Annotated in this window: 16 protein-coding genes; 11 read left to right on the top strand and 5 right to left on the bottom strand. The window is 72.0% G+C overall.

The genetic code is table 11. The features are described 5' to 3' along the window. Positions 1 to 21 precede the first annotated feature (21 nt). Together OG623_RS09405 and OG623_RS09400 are read left to right on the top strand one after the other, a co-directional pair. Complete coding sequence (locus OG623_RS09405; RefSeq protein WP_406145792.1) at positions 22 to 888, top strand: thioesterase family protein; 867 nt, start codon at positions 22 to 24, stop codon at positions 886 to 888. Positions 889 to 959: 71 nt separating this feature from the next. Next, on the top strand, positions 960 to 1,931 hold the full coding sequence (locus OG623_RS09400; RefSeq protein ID WP_406145791.1) for a helix-turn-helix transcriptional regulator: 972 nt from the start codon (positions 960 to 962) through the stop codon (positions 1,929 to 1,931). Here the strand turns inward: OG623_RS09400 and OG623_RS09395 are convergent. Both OG623_RS09395 and OG623_RS09390 read right to left on the bottom strand, forming a co-directional pair. Further along, positions 1,903 to 2,736: an alpha/beta fold hydrolase gene (locus OG623_RS09395; protein ID WP_406145790.1), complete on the bottom strand. Its 834-nt coding sequence runs from the start codon at positions 2,734 to 2,736 to the stop codon at positions 1,903 to 1,905. The genes OG623_RS09400 and OG623_RS09395 overlap by 29 nt on opposite strands. 10 nt (positions 2,737 to 2,746) lie before the next feature. Continuing rightward, positions 2,747 to 3,376 carry a TetR family transcriptional regulator gene (locus tag OG623_RS09390; RefSeq protein ID WP_406145789.1) on the bottom strand — a complete coding sequence of 210 codons (630 nt, stop codon included), beginning with the start codon at positions 3,374 to 3,376 and terminating at the stop codon, positions 2,747 to 2,749. 104 nt (positions 3,377 to 3,480) lie between these two features. Between OG623_RS09390 and OG623_RS09385 the strand changes: the two genes are divergently transcribed. The 4 genes from OG623_RS09385 to OG623_RS09370 all read left to right on the top strand — a co-directional run bounded on the left by OG623_RS09385 (position 3,481) and on the right by OG623_RS09370 (position 7,155). Then, positions 3,481 to 3,636 carry a hypothetical protein gene (locus OG623_RS09385; protein WP_362893657.1) on the top strand — a complete coding sequence of 52 codons (156 nt, stop codon included), beginning with the start codon at positions 3,481 to 3,483 and terminating at the stop codon, positions 3,634 to 3,636. A 15-nt stretch (positions 3,637 to 3,651) separates the two neighbouring features. Beyond that, positions 3,652 to 3,963, top strand: a complete 312-nt coding sequence (locus OG623_RS09380; RefSeq protein ID WP_406145788.1) for a DUF4190 domain-containing protein — start codon at positions 3,652 to 3,654, stop codon at positions 3,961 to 3,963. Positions 3,964 to 4,063: 100 nt separating this feature from the next. After that, positions 4,064 to 5,887, top strand: coding sequence for a protein kinase domain-containing protein (locus tag OG623_RS09375; protein ID WP_406145787.1), 1,824 nt, complete (start codon positions 4,064 to 4,066; stop codon positions 5,885 to 5,887). Between the two features lie 98 nt (positions 5,888 to 5,985). Beyond that, positions 5,986 to 7,155, top strand: a complete 1,170-nt coding sequence (locus tag OG623_RS09370) for a cysteine desulfurase family protein (protein ID WP_406145786.1) — start codon at positions 5,986 to 5,988, stop codon at positions 7,153 to 7,155. A gap of 19 nt (positions 7,156 to 7,174) precedes the next feature. Here OG623_RS09370 and OG623_RS09365 read toward each other — a convergent pair whose 3' ends face one another. Continuing rightward, complete coding sequence (locus OG623_RS09365) at positions 7,175 to 7,861, bottom strand: N-acetylmuramoyl-L-alanine amidase (RefSeq protein ID WP_406145785.1); 687 nt, start codon at positions 7,859 to 7,861, stop codon at positions 7,175 to 7,177. A 61-nt stretch (positions 7,862 to 7,922) separates the two neighbouring features. Between OG623_RS09365 and mnmA the strand changes: the two genes are divergently transcribed. Then, on the top strand, positions 7,923 to 9,056 hold the full coding sequence (mnmA, locus tag OG623_RS09360) for a tRNA 2-thiouridine(34) synthase MnmA (RefSeq protein ID WP_406145784.1): 1,134 nt from the start codon (positions 7,923 to 7,925) through the stop codon (positions 9,054 to 9,056). A 75-nt stretch (positions 9,057 to 9,131) separates the two neighbouring features. Here the strand turns inward: mnmA and OG623_RS09355 are convergent, their stop codons facing one another. Both OG623_RS09355 and OG623_RS09350 read right to left on the bottom strand, forming a co-directional pair. Next, entirely contained in the window at positions 9,132 to 9,935 is an 804-nt protein-coding gene (locus OG623_RS09355) for an alpha/beta fold hydrolase (RefSeq protein WP_406145783.1), read from the bottom strand. A gap of 88 nt (positions 9,936 to 10,023) precedes the next feature. Continuing rightward, a complete protein-coding gene (locus OG623_RS09350) occupies positions 10,024 to 10,359 on the bottom strand; it encodes a DUF427 domain-containing protein (protein WP_406145782.1) in 336 nt (111 codons plus the stop codon). Positions 10,360 to 10,424: 65 nt separating this feature from the next. Between OG623_RS09350 and OG623_RS09345 the strand changes: the two genes are divergently transcribed. From OG623_RS09345 to ligA, 4 genes are read left to right on the top strand one after another with little or no spacing between them, the layout of a single operon-like run. Beyond that, the gene (locus OG623_RS09345) at positions 10,425 to 10,964 is read left to right on the top strand and encodes a TIGR00730 family Rossman fold protein (RefSeq protein ID WP_406145781.1); all 540 of its coding nucleotides are present in this window, start codon (positions 10,425 to 10,427) and stop codon (positions 10,962 to 10,964) included. A gap of 59 nt (positions 10,965 to 11,023) precedes the next feature. Continuing rightward, the gene (locus tag OG623_RS09340; RefSeq protein ID WP_406145780.1) at positions 11,024 to 11,713 is read left to right on the top strand and encodes an SDR family oxidoreductase; all 690 of its coding nucleotides are present in this window, start codon (positions 11,024 to 11,026) and stop codon (positions 11,711 to 11,713) included. A 37-nt stretch (positions 11,714 to 11,750) separates the two neighbouring features. Next, the gene (locus tag OG623_RS09335; RefSeq protein WP_406145779.1) at positions 11,751 to 12,776 is read left to right on the top strand and encodes a methionine synthase; all 1,026 of its coding nucleotides are present in this window, start codon (positions 11,751 to 11,753) and stop codon (positions 12,774 to 12,776) included. 48 nt (positions 12,777 to 12,824) lie between these two features. Further along, positions 12,825 to 15,020 carry an NAD-dependent DNA ligase LigA gene (gene ligA, locus OG623_RS09330; protein WP_406145778.1) on the top strand — a complete coding sequence of 732 codons (2,196 nt, stop codon included), beginning with the start codon at positions 12,825 to 12,827 and terminating at the stop codon, positions 15,018 to 15,020. Positions 15,021 to 15,226 lie beyond the last annotated feature (206 nt).

Genomic DNA, 15,226 nt, shown 5'->3' with positions numbered 1-15,226 from the left:
GATCGGTGTAGCGTGAATTCCATGGCACAGGCAGCAACGCAGGAGTCGCGCGCGGTACGGGCGACCATCGGTGACAGCGAGTTCGACCGTGACACCGCAGTCACACTCCGGGAGGAAGGCGTCTACGACGCGGAGCTCTCCGCGGGGTGGACGATCATCCACGCGGTCAACGGCGGCTATCTGCTCGCGATGCTCGGCCGGGCGCTCGGCGACGCGCTCCCGCACTCCGACCCCTTCTCCGTCTCCGCGCACTACCTCACGGCCTCCGTCCCGGGGCCCGCCGTGATCCGTACGCAGGTCGTCCGCACCGGCCGTACGCTCTCCACCGGCGAGGCCTCGCTCCACCAGTTCGCCGAGGACGGCACGGAGGTCGAGCGCATCCGGGTACTGGCCACCTACGGCCGGCTGGACAGCCTGAGCGACGAGGTCCGTACGTCGGCCGAGCCGCCCGCCATCCCGCCCCTGGAGCAGTGCCTCGGCACGAGCGACGGGGCGCCCTCGATCCCGGGCAGCTCCGCCATCACCGAGCGGCTGGACATCAAGCTGGACCCGGCGACGGTCGGCTGGGCCGTCGGAGCGCCGTCGGGCAAGGGCGAGATGCGCGGCTGGTTCGCCCTCGCCGACGGCCGCGACGCGGACCCGCTCTCACTGCTGCTCGCCGTGGACGCGCTGCCGCCGACCTCGTTCGAGCTGGGGCTGAAGGGCTGGACGCCCACCATCGAGCTCACCACGCACATCCGCAGCCGTCCGGCCCCAGGACCGCTGCGTGTCTCCATCACCACCCGTAACCTGGCCGGCGGCTTCCTGGAGGAGGACGCGGACGTCTGGGACAGCGCGGGCCGTCTCGTCGCCCAGTCCCGTCAGCTGGCCCGCGCGCCGCGTGACTGAGTCCCGTGACCGACTCCCGTGGCTGAGCGCCGTGACCTGGCCCGGCGGGCGCGTCCCGTCATGATGGTGCGGTGAAGTCCGACCGGCTCCTGTCCATCCTGCTGCTGCTCCAGACCCGTGGCCTGGTCCCCGCCGGTGAGCTGGCCGAGCGCCTCGAAGTCTCCGTACGCACCATCTACCGGGACGTCGACGCGCTCTCCGCCGCCGGGGTACCGGTCTACACGGAGCGTGGGCGCAACGGCGGGATCGCGCTGCTGCCGGGCTTCAGGACCGACGTCACCGGGCTCACGGCCGACGAGGCGCGCGCCCTGTTCGTCCTCGCCGCGCAGGGCGCCCACGCGGCGCTCGGCCTCGACGAGGCGCTCGGGTCCGCGCTGCGCAAGGTGATGGCCGCGCTGCCCGCCCCCCACCGGCCCGCCGCCGAACAGACCAGCCGTCGCATCCTGGTGGACCCGGTCCGCTGGATGAAGGGGCCCGAGGCCGCCGTCGACGTGGCCGAGCTGCACGACGCGGTCTTCGCCGACCGGCGGCTGCTGCTCCACTACCGGCACAGCGGCACGGACACCCCGCGCGTCTACACCGTCGACCCGTACGGCCTCGTGGTGAAGGCGGGCGTCTGGTATCTGACCGCCGACCTGGACGGCGCACCCCGGCTCTTCCGCGCGGACCGCGTGCGGCGTGCGGTCATCGGCGAGGAGCCCGTGGTGCGCAGGCCCGGTGTGGAGCCCGCCGACGTATGGGAGGAGCTGCGCAGGCAGGTCGAGGACCGGCCGGGGGACGTACGGCTCCGGGTCCGTGTGCACCGCTCACGCCTCGACCTCTTCGTACGCCTCCACACGGGGGTGCTGACCGGCCGGCCCGAGCCGGAACCGGCGTCGGCGGGGGAGTGGCTGCTGGCCGAGCTCGCCGTGCCCGAGGTCGCCTGGGCGCGCTCCCTGCTCTCCTTCGGCCCGAACCTCGAAGTGCTCTCGCCCCCGCGGGCGCGCCGCGTGCTCGCCGAGGCCGCGGCCGCGGTCACGGAGCTGTACGCAGAAAACGGGTGAGGGCCGCGGTGAGTTCGGCGGGGGCGTCCTCCTGTACGAGGTGCCCCGCCCCGTCGATCAGCCGCAGCTCGGCGCCCGGGACCAGCCCGGCCAGCTCATGGCCCCTGGCGGCCGGGATCCAGGTGTCATCGGTGCCCCAGCAGACCAGGACGGGAAGATCCAACTCCCCGTAGCGGTGCTGGATCTCATCGGTGAACCGCTGGTCGTTCTGGCTGATCTGCCGGTAGAAAGCGGGCTGCCCGGCCTCGGTGCACCAGGGGGCGACGAGCCTGTCCAGCACCGCCGGGTGCAGGCCACGGTGGCTCGCCGATCCGACGTACTCGGTCACCAGCGCCCGGTGCAGATCGGGCGGCAGCTCACCGAAGACCTCGGCGCTGCCGCCGAGCAGCCGGTAGGCCGGCGAGCCCCAGGGGGCCAGCGCCACCGGGTCGACGAGGGCCAGGCGCCGGTAGCGGGCGTCGTGCAGGAGATGGGCGCGCAGGGCGACACAGCCGCCGAAGTCATGGGCGACCACGGCCGGTTCGCCGAGTCCCCAGTGACCGAGCAGCTCGGTGAGCACCAGGGCCTGGGCGCGGAGCGACACGTCCTGGCCCTCGTACTGCGCGGAGGCGCCGTAGCCCGGCAGGTCCCACACGTACACCCGGTGGTCCTGCGCCAGCGCCCGGGCGATGCCGCGCCAGACGTACGAGGAGAAGGGCGTGCCGTGCACCAGCACCACAGGAGGGGCCTGCTCGGGGCCGAGCACGTCCCAACGCACCTCGCCCGAGGAGCTGATGAAGGTCCGGTCCAGGGTCCAGTCGCTCATGACGCCGACTCTACGACGTCCCGTCCAGCCAGTGCGCCCTGCCCAGCGTGACCAGGCGGAGCCGACGCCGGGCGACCCGGATGACCTCCTGTTCACCCTCGGGGCCCGCGTCCAGCAGCGCCGACGTGGTGAGCACCATGTGGTCGACGTACAGCCCGCCCAGCATCAGGAGGTCCTCCTGCTCCCAGTCGGCCGAACCGGACTCCTCGCCGAGCGCCAGGGCGACCTCCTCGGCGAAGCCGTTCAGCTGGGCGGCGATGGCCTCGCGCACCTCGCCGACGCCGCCGTGCTGCTCGCGGGCGATGAAGCGGAAGTGGGCGGGCTGCGCCTGTACATGACGAACTATCAGGGTGACGCTGCGGTCGAGCCGCTCCTCGCTGTCCCCCGTGGCGGTGAGGATCGCGCCGATCATGCCGTGCAGGCTGCCCAGCGCCTCCTCGACGAGGGCGACACCCAGGGCGGCGGTGTCGTCGAAGTGCCGGTAGAAGGCGGTCGGGGTCACCCCCACGGCCCGGGTCACCTCACGCAGGCCCAGGCTGCTCAGGCTCTGGTGCTCCAGCAGCTCCAGTGCCGCGTCGAGCAGCGCCTGGCGGGTCCTCAGCTTCTGGGCCTGGCGGATGCCGGGGGCGGTGTGACTCATGCCATTCAGTAAACAACCGTTCTCCGAGTCTTGGAAGGGGTGGAGGGTCTAGACTCGGGAGTCAGTGAACAGTCGTACTCTCAAAGCTCGCAGAAAGGCCGGACATGTTCGTCCTCGTCGCCGCGCTGCTCCTGCTGGGGGTTGTCCTCGGAGCGGTCGCACACCTCCCGCTCGCCGTGACCCTGACCGCAGCGGCCGTGATCGGCCTCTGGCTGGTGGTCTTCGGCGCCCGTGAACGCCTCGCCCGCCGCACCCGCTGACGAAGGAGCCGCATCATGGCACTCACCACGACTCGCACCACCACCACCACCGACGCCGCCGACGTGACCGCCCCCGAGCGCGAGGTCCGCTCCGTCACGAAGGAGGCCGACGGGCTCGCCGTCGCCTCGTTCGTGCTCGGGCTGCTCGGCCTCCTCGTGATGAACATCCTGCTGGGGCCCGTCGCCATCGTCATGGCGCTCGTCGCCCTCGCCCGCTCCACCGCCCGCCGTGGCCGCGCCCTGCTCGGGCTGACCCTCGGCGTCGCCGACCTCGTCGTCCTGGCCGTCCTGGTCACGGGCAACGGCACCGTCTCCTGGAGCCTGTGAATTTCCGGGGCGAGTCTCTTGAATGTGCTTCCGCTCCCTGTGTCGACTCGTCAGACTGCCCTGGTACGGAAATGGGTGTCACGGGGGAGACGTTGCAGGCGTGTTGGACCTGACAGGCAGCGGAGCCAAGCCGCTGGGACCGGACGATCCGGTACAGATCGGTGGGATTCCCCTCGCGGGCCGGCTCGGCGCCGGCGGGATGGGCCGTGTGTACCTCGGCGTCCACGAGGAGCGGTACGTCGCCGTCAAGCAGGTGCTGCCCGCCATCGCGGGTGAGGACCAGGACTTCGTCCGCCGCTTCGGCCACGAGCTCGACAATCTTGCCCGGTTACCGGCGGAGGCGACCGCACCCCTGATCGCCAGCGACCGCGACGCGCGGCCGCCCTGGCTGGCCACCGCGTACGTCCCCGGGCTCACCCTGAGCGAGGCCCTCAGGCTGCACGAGGGCCCCCTGCCCGCCGACACGCTGTGGCTGCTGCTGCGCGAGGCCGCCGCGGGTCTGGTGGCCGTGCACGAGCTGGACATGGTGCACCGGGACCTCAAGCCGTCCAACGTCATGCTGACCGTCGACGGCGCCACGGTCATCGATTTCGGCGTGGCCCGCGCCACGGAGCAGAGCCAGCTGACCATGAGCGGCATGGTGGTCGGCACACCGGCGTACATGGCCCCCGAGCAAGCCACCATGCAAAGGGACTTGACCGGCGCGGCCGATGTGTTCGCCCTGGCGTCGGTCATCGCCTACGCGGCCAGCGGCAGCCCGCCCTTCGGCGAGGAGTCCGGGCACGCCGTCCTGTACCGCATCGTGCACGAAGCGCCCGACCTGGACGTCGTGCGGGAGCTGGACCCCGGGCTGGCCGATGTCCTCGCCGAGTGCCTCGCCAAGGACCCGGGGGCGCGCCCCACGGCGGCCGAGCTGCTGCGGCGCGCCGAGGATCACGGGCCGTTCACGGCCCCTCTGTGGCCGGAGTCGATCAGCGGGAGCCTCGCCGAGAAGGCCGCCTTCGCGGCGGACGTCCAGGAGATCGAGCTGCCACCTCCCGTGTCCGTGGAGACCCGGGATCTCGGGCTGAAGGCCCGCCCGAAGTTCCGTGAGCGCCGGCGGCGTACCCGCGTCACCCTCGTCGCCGTTCCGCTCGTCGTGGCCGTGGGCGGCGCGACGCTGGCCGTCCAGCTCCTGCCCGGTGTCCTCGGGCCCGGCGACGACGCGGCCGCCGGACCTGCCGTCTCCGGCACGGCCTCCGCCGCGCCGACGGCGCCCGGGTCGGACGCGGACACGTCGTCCTCCGCGTCACCCTCTTCTTCGTCGAAGGACAAGGAGAAGAAGAAGGAGGAGGACGGGGAGGACGACGGCAAGGACGAAGGGAAGGACGGGGGCTCGGCCCCCGCCCCGGGATCCGGTGACTCCGGGGGAGACGCCCAGGGCGGTTCCGGAGGCTCCTCGGGGGCCGGCAACGGCGGTGGAAGCTCCTCCGAAGGCTCCGGCGCGTCAGACGGGCCGAGCGGATCCGGCGGATCGAAGGGTTCCGGCGCGTCCGACGGCGGCTCCGACGGAGGGTCGACCACACCCTCCGGAACGCATCGCTACCGTAACGGCAACAACAACAAGTGCCTCATCGCCGTCTACGGGAGTTCCGACGCCGGCGACTGCTCGGACCCGAGCGCCACCTGGACCGTCCGGACCGTGTCCGGGGGGAGCTTCGAACTCGTCAACAAGCAGACCGGGCGGTGCCTGTCCGCGAACATGATCGGCCAGGCCGTCTTCACCGAGGCGTGCGACGAGGCCGGCGCACGCCGCTGGCGCGCGGGGTCGAAGGGCAGCATCGTGAGCGTCTCCAACGGCGGCTGCCTCGACCTGGGCCTCGGCAGTGGCATCGCGGCGAACACCTGCGGCGGCGAGGCCTCGCAACGCTGGACGGCCCTGTGACGCCGCTCTCATGAGCGGTCCCGGCACCGGGGGACGAGGCACCGGTGCCGGGCGCCCTGCACCGAGCCGCACCACGGGCTCGTAGAATCGTCACCACCATGGCTTACCTCGACCACGCCGCGACCACGCCGATGCTTCCGGAGGCGATCGCGGCGATGACCACGCAGCTCGCCGTCACCGGCAACGCGTCCTCACTGCACGCTGCCGGGCGCCGGGCCCGCCGTACCGTCGAGGAGTCCAGAGAAACCCTCGCCGACGCCCTCGGGGCACGCCCCAGCGAGGTGGTCCTGACCTCCGGCGGCACCGAGGCCGACAACCTCGCCGTGAAGGGCATCTACTGGGCCCGCCGCGACGCCGATCCCCGGCGCACCCGGGTGCTCGCCAGCCCGGTGGAGCACCACGCCGTACTCGACGCGGTGGACTGGCTCGCCGAGCACGAGGGCGCCACCGTCGAATACCTCCCGGTCGACGCGTACGGGAGGGTGCACCCCGACGCCCTGCGTGAGGCGCTCGTCCGCGACCCCGACGATGTCGCCCTGATCACCGTGATGTGGGCCAACAACGAGATCGGCACCATCATGCCGGTCGGTGAACTCACCGAGGTGGCACGGGAATTCGGTGTCCCCATGCACGCCGACGCGGTACAGGCGTTCGGGCAGCTCGACGTCGACTTCGCCGGGTCGGGGCTGGCCGCCATGACGGTCAGCGCGCACAAGATCGGCGGCCCCTTCGGCATCGGCGCGCTGCTGCTCGGCCGCGACCAGACCCCTGTGCCCGTCCTGCACGGCGGCGGACAGGAGCGGCATGTGCGCTCCGGCACGCTCGACGTACCCGCCGTGGCCGCGTTCGCCGCGGCCGGACGGCATGCCGCCGACGGACGTGAGCGCTTCGCCCGCGAGATCGGCGCACTGAGGGACGAGCTCGTCGACGCCGTCCTCAAGGCCGTCCCCGACGCCATCCTGGGCGGCGACCCGGCCCCCGGCGGGCGGTTGCCGGCCAACGCCCACTTCACCTTTCCCGGCTGCGAGGGTGACTCCCTGCTGCTGCTGCTCGACGCCCAGGGCATCGAATGCTCCACCGGATCCGCGTGCACCGCGGGCATCGCCCAGCCCAGCCATGTGCTGCTGGCCACCGGAACCGACCCCGCACTGGCGCGAGGGACCCTGCGCTTCTCGCTCGGCCACACCTCGACCGGGCAGGACGTGGAGGACCTCGCCCGCGCGATCGGCCCCGCCGTCGAACGCGCCAGGACCGCGGGACTCAGCTAGGGCCTGGCCCGCGCGGGACTCAGCTGGCCCGCGCGCTGTCGGTGGACGCCGCGCGCACCAGCTTCATGTAGCGGGGCCAGTCCCAGTTCGGCCCGGGATCGATGTGGTCCGTGCCCGGCACCTCCACGTGCCCGATGATGTGCTCGCGGTCCACGGGGATCGAGTACCGCTTGCATATCGCCGCCGTCAGCTTCGCCGATGCCTCGTACATCTTCTTCGTGAAGTCCTGGGGGCGGTCGATGAAGCCCTCGTGCTCGATGCCCACACTGCGTTCGTTGTACGAGCGGTTGCCCGCGTGGTACGCCACGTCCAGCTCGCGGATCATCTGCGTCACCTGGCCGTCCTTGCCGACGACGTAGTGCGAGGCCGCCTTGTGCGCCGGGTCCTGGAAGACGTTGACCGCGCTCTCGAAACTGCCCTGCGTGACATGGATGATCACCCGGTCCACGGCGTAGTCGTCGGGGCGGTCGGCCCGCCGCCAGTTCGCCGTGGAGGCCGCGACCCAGGTCGCCGGCGCGTAGTCCCGCGCGCCCTCGTCCCGCGCCCTGTCCACGCCGGGCAGCCGCCACCAGACATGCCGGATCTTGTCCGCGGCCACAGCGGCTGTGCCGACCGCGGCGGCTCCTCCCCCGATCAGCAGTGAGCGCCGACTGATGCCGTGGCCGGATCCCTTCCCCGGCGTCCCGGCACTCCCGTTGTTCCCCATGTGATCCTCAACGCGTATCCGCGAGCATTCGGTTCCCGATGCCCCGTACCCTGGAGAGGCTATGACTCAGACCTCCCAGCGCCCCCTCCGTGTGCTCGCCGCCATGTCCGGCGGAGTCGACTCCGCCGTCGCGGCGGCGCGAGCCGCCGAGGCAGGCCACGACGTGACCGGTGTGCACCTCGCCCTCTCCGCGAACCCGCAGTCCTTCCGTACGGGTGCGCGTGGCTGTTGCACCATCGAGGACTCCCGGGACGCCCGCCGCGCGGCGGACGTCATCGGCATCCCGTTCTACGTCTGGGACCTGGCGGAACGCTTCCGCGAGGACGTCGTGGACGACTTCGTCGCGGAGTACGAGGCCGGGCGTACCCCCAACCCCTGCCTGCGCTGCAACGAGAAGATCAAATTCGCCGCGCTCCTCGACAAGGCGCTCGCGCTCGGCTTCGACGCCGTCTGCACCGGCCACTACGCCACCGTCGTACCGGCCGACGACGGCGGCCGGGAGCTGCACCGCGCCTCGGACATGGCCAAGGACCAGAGCTACGTGCTCGGGGTCCTGGACGAGAAGCAGCTCGCCCACGCGATGTTCCCGCTGGGCGACACCCTCACCACCAAGGACGAGATCCGCGCCGAGGCCGAGCGCAGGGGCCTGGCGGTCGCCAAGAAGCCCGACAGCCACGACATCTGCTTCATCGCGGACGGCGACACCCAGGGCTTCCTGGCCGGGCGCCTCGGCGGCCCCGCCGAGGGCGACATCCTCGACGAGTCGGGTACCAAGGTCGGCACCCACGAGGGCGCCTTCGGCTTCACCATCGGCCAGCGCAAGGGCCTGCGCATCGGCCACCCCGCCCCGGACGGCAAGCCGCGCTACGTCCTGGACATCTCCCCGGTGAACAACACGGTCACGGTCGGCCCGGTCGAAGCCCTCGACGTCACCGCCCTGACCGCGATCAGGCCCCGCTGGTGCGGCACCGCACCCACCGGACCGGGTACGTACACCGCGCAGCTCCGCGCCCACGGCGGCGAGACCGAGGTGACGGCGGAGCTGACCGACGGCACCCTGTCCGTCACCTTCACCGAACCGGTCCGTGGCGTGGCGCCCGGCCAGGCGGTCGTGCTGTACGACGGCACCCGGGTCGTCGGGTCCGCCACGATCGCGACGACGGAGAGCAGGGAGAGGGCCTCGGCCGCCCGCTGAGCGGACGTCCGGGACGGCCGGGTCGCTCCCCTGCGGCGACCCGGCCGGCCCGGCGGCCCCTGGCCTACGGGAGCCTCAGGAGGCCGCCGTGGGCAGGAACGAATCGCGGGCGAAGAAGTCCAGCAGGACCGGCGCGATGGCGTGCGGCGCCAGGTCGCGGGTCTGGCCCGTCAGGGCGCGGTGCCGGGCCCGGGGGAGGGCCGCCGCGAGGGTGAGCGTCGTCTCCCAGGCCCGCTCGGTGCTCGAACCACCGGTCACCACCAGGGTGCGGGCGGTGACCGATGCGAGCCTTGCGGTGGGGATCGAGCCGTCGCCCAGCAGGGCGTCGTCGTACGCCAGGGTGTGGGCCATCGCTTCGAGGTCCGACCACAGAGGGGCCAGGCGCATGCGGGCGATCGTCCCCTCCGGGACCCCGGTCCTGGACAGGAACAGCTCGACGGCCCCGCCCCGGTCGCCTGCTGTCAGGAGCCGGTGCAGCAGCGCCGAGCAGCGGGACTTGTGCAGCAGGCCGTCGACGCCGGGGGAGTACGGCGGTTCGTAGACCGCCAGCAGATCCACGGGCAGCCCCGCCGCCTGCGCCTCCAGGGCCAGCGCCCCGCCCGACAGCATGCCGAACAGCGAGACGCGCTCACCCGCCGTCGCCGCCACCGCCGCCAGGTCCTCGATCTCCAGGCGGGGCGCGTACGGCCCGCCGTCGCCGCTCGCCCCACGGCCCCTGCGGTCGTAGGTGACCACCGTGAAGCGCGGGGCCAGCAGGGCGGCGAGCGGCGCCCCGTCGGCCGCGGTGCTCAGGGCACCGCCGACGAGGATCACCGGCGGCCCGTCACCGTGGCGGCGGTACGCGATCGACGTGCCGTCACGGGAGAGAGTCTTGTCCATGTGAAGGTGGACTGCCGGGCCCCGCGGAACTCATCGCCCGCGCGGAGAAATCTTTTTGACGGGCTGTCGGTGGATGCTCCAACGGCTGTCAGTCGGGGACGACGTCCGTCGCGTAGAAGCAGTAGTGGTCCCTGATCGCGGCGACGTCCTCCTTGGGCTCCGGATAGGCCCAGACGAGGTCCGCCGCACCGGGCAGCGACCAGTACGACGCGTCACCCTTGAACGGGCAGTGCGTACGGGTGTCCGACGCCGTCAGCAGCTCGGTGCGGACGTCCTCGGGCGGCAGGTAGTAGCGGTCGGGGCAGCCCGTCTCGCGCAGCACCAGCGGCCGGCGGCTCTCGGCGAGCACCTGCCCGTCGCTCACCGCGCGCACATGCACGTCCTCGGGGGTGACGGTGATGGTGTGTCCTGTGGTGGATGTCATATGTGGTTCAGCCGCGCGGGAGCCCGGTTTCTTCCCGTGCCGGAGGTCCGCCGTACGGTGTCCGCATGAACATCTGCGTCTTCCTCTCCGCCGCCGACCTCGACGACCGCTACACCGTGCCCGCCCGTGAGTTCGCCGAGCTGCTGGGCAGGGGCGGACACACCCTGGTCTGGGGCGGATCGGAGAGCGGGCTGATGAAGGTCGTCGCCGACGGCGTCCAGGAGTCCGGCGGGCGGCTCGTCGGGGTGTCGGTGGACTTCCTCGCGGCGAAGGCGCGGAGAGACGCCGACGAGATGGTGATAGCCAAGGACCTCGCCGAGCGCAAGGCGCTGCTCCTGGAGAAGTCCGACGCGATCGTGATCATGGTCGGCGGTACGGGCACGCTCGACGAGGCGACCGAGATCCTGGAGCTGAAGAAGCACGGCAAGCACACCAAGCCCGTGGTCCTGCTGAACACCGCCGGCTTCTACGACGGTCTGCACCAGCAGTTCCGGCGCATGGAGGACGAGGGCTTCCTGCCGCTCCCGCTGACCGAGCTGGTCTTCTTCGCCGAGGAAGGCATCGGGGCGCTGGCCTACCTGGAGGAGTCGGCCGGCCTGCGGTGATGCGAGCGTGAGCCCACGGTGGTGCGAGCGTGAGGCCGCCGTGATGCGAGCATGAGGGCATGCCTACTCATCTCATCACCGGCGCCGGCTCCGGCATCGGAGCGGCCGTCACTCGCCGTCTGCTGGAGCGCGGCGACGAACTCCTGCTGCTGGCCCGCGACGCCGGACGCGCCAAGGAGCTGGCCGCGCTCCACCCCGGGGCCCGGACGCTCGTCGGGGACCTCGGCAACCCCGACCGGCTGTCCTGGGCGTTCGGGCAGCAGTCGATGCCCGAACGCCTGGACTCGCTGCTGCACATCGCGGGCGTCGTCGAGCTCGGCAGCGTCGGTGACCTCACTCCCAAGGCCTGGCACTTCCAGCTCAACGCCAACCTGGTCTCCCCGGCCGAGCTGACCCGGCTGCTGCTGCCGCAGCTGCGCGTCACCCAGGGCCACGTCGTCTTCGTGAACTCAGGGGCGGGGCTCTCGGCGAACGCCGGATGGAGCGCGTACGCGGCGAGCAAGCACGGGCTCAAGGCACTCGCGGACTCGCTGCGCCACGAGGAGCACGGCAACGGGGTCAGGGTCACCTCCGTCTACCCGGGCCGCACCGCCAGCCCGATGCAGGCCAAGGTCCACCAGCAGGAGGGCAAGGAGTACGACGCCGCGCGCTGGATGGACCCGGAGTCGGTGGCCACCACACTCCTGCTCGCGCTCGACCTGCCCAGGGACGCCGAGGTCAACGACCTCACGGTCCGCCCGGGCCGCTGAGGGAGGGTGCCCCCCGGGCTGCCCGTAGGCTTTCCGCGTGAGCGAGAAGAGCGGGTTCAGCGCCATTGCAGCCACCGGGATCGGGTCCATGCCGGGGGGAGACGCCCGGGAGGCGGCGAAAACCGTCACCGGGTCCTTCGCCGACGGCCAGGGCATGCCGTATCTGGCGGAGCTGCCCGCGCGTGGCCCCGGCGCGGACATGACCGGGCGGACCGTCGGCCTGCTCGTCGAGATGTACGGCCATGTCGAGCCCAGCGGCTGGCGGATCAGCGACCGCCCGGGCCGCGACACCCGCAGGGCCCGCTCCTGGCTCGGCGAGGACCTCGACGCGCTGGAGGAGTTCACCCAGGGCTACGAGGGGCTCGTCAAGGTCCAGGCCGTCGGGCCCTGGACCCTGGCCGCGTCGCTGGAACTGCGGGGCGGCGAGGCCATGCTGGGCGACCCCGGTGCCTGCCGTGACCTGGCGGGCTCGCTGGCCGAGGGGCTGCGCTCCCATCTCGCCGAGGTACGGCGCAGGGTCCCCGGCGCCGAGATCGTGCTCCAGCTGGACGAACCGTCCCTGACGGCCGTGCTCCAGGGGCGGGTCAGGTCGGCCAGCGGCTACCGCACCTACCGCGCCGTGGATCGCCAGCTCGTCGAGGGCACGCTCCGCGAGGTGCTCGCGGTGAACGGCGACGGACCCACCGCCGTCCACTCCTGCGCCCCCGAGGTGCCGTTCGGCCTGCTGCGCCGCGCCGGGGCCGACGCGGTCTCCTTCGACTTCTCCCTTCTCACCGAGCGTGAGGAGGAGGCGATCGGCGAAGCCGTCGAAGCCGGAACCCAGCTCTTCCTCGGTGTCATCCCCGGTCTCGACGCGGCCTCGACCGCATTGTCCGACCCGGGCGGTAGCGTCATGGAGGTCAGGACGTTGTGGAGCAGGCTGGGGCTGCGACCGGGGACTCTCGCCGAGTCCGTGGTGATCACCCCGTCCTGCGGGCTGGCGGGAGCGTCGCCCGCGTACGCGCGCGCCGCGCTCGCCCACTGCGCCCGGGCCGCGAGGTCGCTCGCGGACAACCCTGAGTAGCGGGACGGCCTGAGCAGCGGGCCGAGGAGTCGACGGGAGGAACAGGCGATGGCCGGCGAACAGCAGGCGCGGCAGCTGACCGGTGTGCCGGTGGAGGTGCGGGAACGGCACGCACTGCTCGCCGAGCAGATCGAGGAGCACCGCTTCCGGTATTACGTCAAGGACCAGCCGGTCGTCGACGACGCCGAGTTCGACCGGCTGATGCGCGCCCTGGAGGCCATCGAGGACGAGCACCCCGAGCTGCGCACCCCGGACTCACCTACCCAGAAGGTCGCGGGCCCCTACACCACGGAATTCACCTCCGTCGAGCACCGCGAGCGCCTGCTCTCCCTGGACAACGCCTTCGACGACCTGGAGCTGGCCGCCTGGGCCGAGCGCGTGGCCAGGGACGTGGGCAGCGGCGGGTACCACTTCCTGTGTGAGCTCAAGGTGGACGGTCTAGCCGTCAACCTCACCTACGAGCACGGCAGGCTGACCCGCGCGGCCACCAGGGGCGACGGACGCACAGGCGAGGACATCACCCCCAACGTCCGCACGATCGCCGAGATCCCGCTCCGCCTCAAGGGCGACCGGGTCCCGGAGCTCGTCGAGATCCGGGGCGAGGTCTTCTTCCCCATGGAGGCCTTCGAAGGGCTCAACGCCCGGCTCGTCGAGGCCGGCGACAAGCCCTTCGCCAACCCGCGCAACGCGGCGGCCGGATCGCTGCGGCAGAAGGACCCGAAGGTCACCGCCACCCGCCCGCTCCACATGGTGGTGCACGGCATCGGCGCCCGTGAGGGCTTCGACATCGACCGGCTCTCCCAGGCCTACGACCTGCTGAGGGAGTGGGGCCTGCCGACCGCCAAGCACAACAAGGTGGTCGGATCCCTCGACGAGGCACGGGAGTTCATCGCCTGGTTCGGCGAGAACCGCCAGTCCGTCGAGCACGAGATCGACGGCGTCGTCATCAAGCTCGACGAGATCCCGCTCCAGGGCCGGCTGGGCTCCACCTCGCGAGCGCCGCGCTGGGCCATCGCCTGGAAGTACGCGCCGCAGGAGGTCAACACCAAGCTCGTCAACATCCGGGTCGGCGTCGGACGCACCGGCCGGGTCACTCCGTACGCCCAGGTCGAGCCGGTCGAGGTGGCGGGCTCGGAGGTCGAGTTCGCCACCCTGCACAACCAGAACGTCGTGAAGGCCAAGGGCGTCCTCATCGGCGACACGGTGGTGCTGCGCAAGGCGGGTGACGTCATCCCCGAGATCCTCGGCCCCGTCGTCGATCTGCGCGACGGCAGCGAGCGGGAGTTCGTCATGCCGTCCGAGTGCCCCGAGTGCGGGACGGCGCTGCGCCCCATGAAGGAGGGCGACATCGACCTCCGCTGCCCCAACGCCCGCTCCTGCCCTGCCCAGTTGCGGGAGCGCCTGGCGTATCTCGCGGGCCGTAAGTGCCTGGACATCGACCACTTCGGCTATGTGGCCGCCGCGGCCCTGACCAAGCCGCTGGAGCCCGCGGAGCCACCCCTGGTGGACGAGGGGGACCTCTTCGGCCTCACGGTCGAGCAGCTGCTGCCGATCAGGGCGTACGTCCTGGACCCGGACAGCGGGCTGCCCAAGCGCGACCCGAAAACGGGCGAGGAGAAGATCGCCACGGTCTTCGCCAACCAGCAGGGCGAGCCGAAGAAGAACGCCGTCGGGATGCTCGACGGCATCGCCGCGGCCCGGCAGGCCCCGCTCGCCCGGATCCTCACCGGGCTCTCCATCCGGCACGTGGGGCCGGTGGCCGCCGTCGAGCTGGCCAGACAGTTCCGCTCCGTCGACCGCATCGACGAGGCGACCGAGGAGGAGCTGGCAGCGGCGGACGGGGTGGGGCCCATCATCGCCGCCTCGGTCAAGCAGTGGTTCGCCGAGGACTGGCACCGCGAGATCCTGCGCAAATGGCGGGAGGCCGGGGTCCGGATGGAGGACGAGAGCGTGGGCGCGGACGAGGGGCCCAGGCCGCTGGAAGGACTCACCGTCGTCGTCACCGGCACCCTGGCCACGCACACCAGGGACGGCGCCAAGGACGCGCTCCAGAGCCGTGGGGCGAAGGTCACCGGATCTGTCTCGAAGAAGACCTCCTTCGTGGTGGTCGGAGACAACCCGGGATCGAAGTACGACAAGGCGATGCAGCTGAAGGTGCCCGTCCTCGACGAGGAGGGCTTCGCCGTGCTCCTCGGCGAGGGTCCTGACGCGGCCAGGGAAGCCGCTGTCCCCGCCGAAGCGTGACCGAGGGCCGCTGCTGGAGTCGCGATCGAGGCGCGATCGAGACAGGGGTGACGCGTGGTCACGGACGGGCGGGGGAAGTAGACGGACAAGGCGGACAGCGAAGGGCCGGGAGGCCTGGTCGGCCCGCCCGGCTCACCCGTTCGGTGCTTACCAGACAGTCAGGAACGTGGGACCGCATTCGGGCAAGACCTGCAGAGCGCTGCCCG

The organism is Streptomyces sp. NBC_01012, from assembly GCF_045162755.1.
In the GTDB taxonomy this organism is placed as follows: domain Bacteria; phylum Actinomycetota; class Actinomycetes; order Streptomycetales; family Streptomycetaceae; genus Streptomyces.
This window is presented reverse-complemented; position numbering and strand designations above follow the sequence as displayed.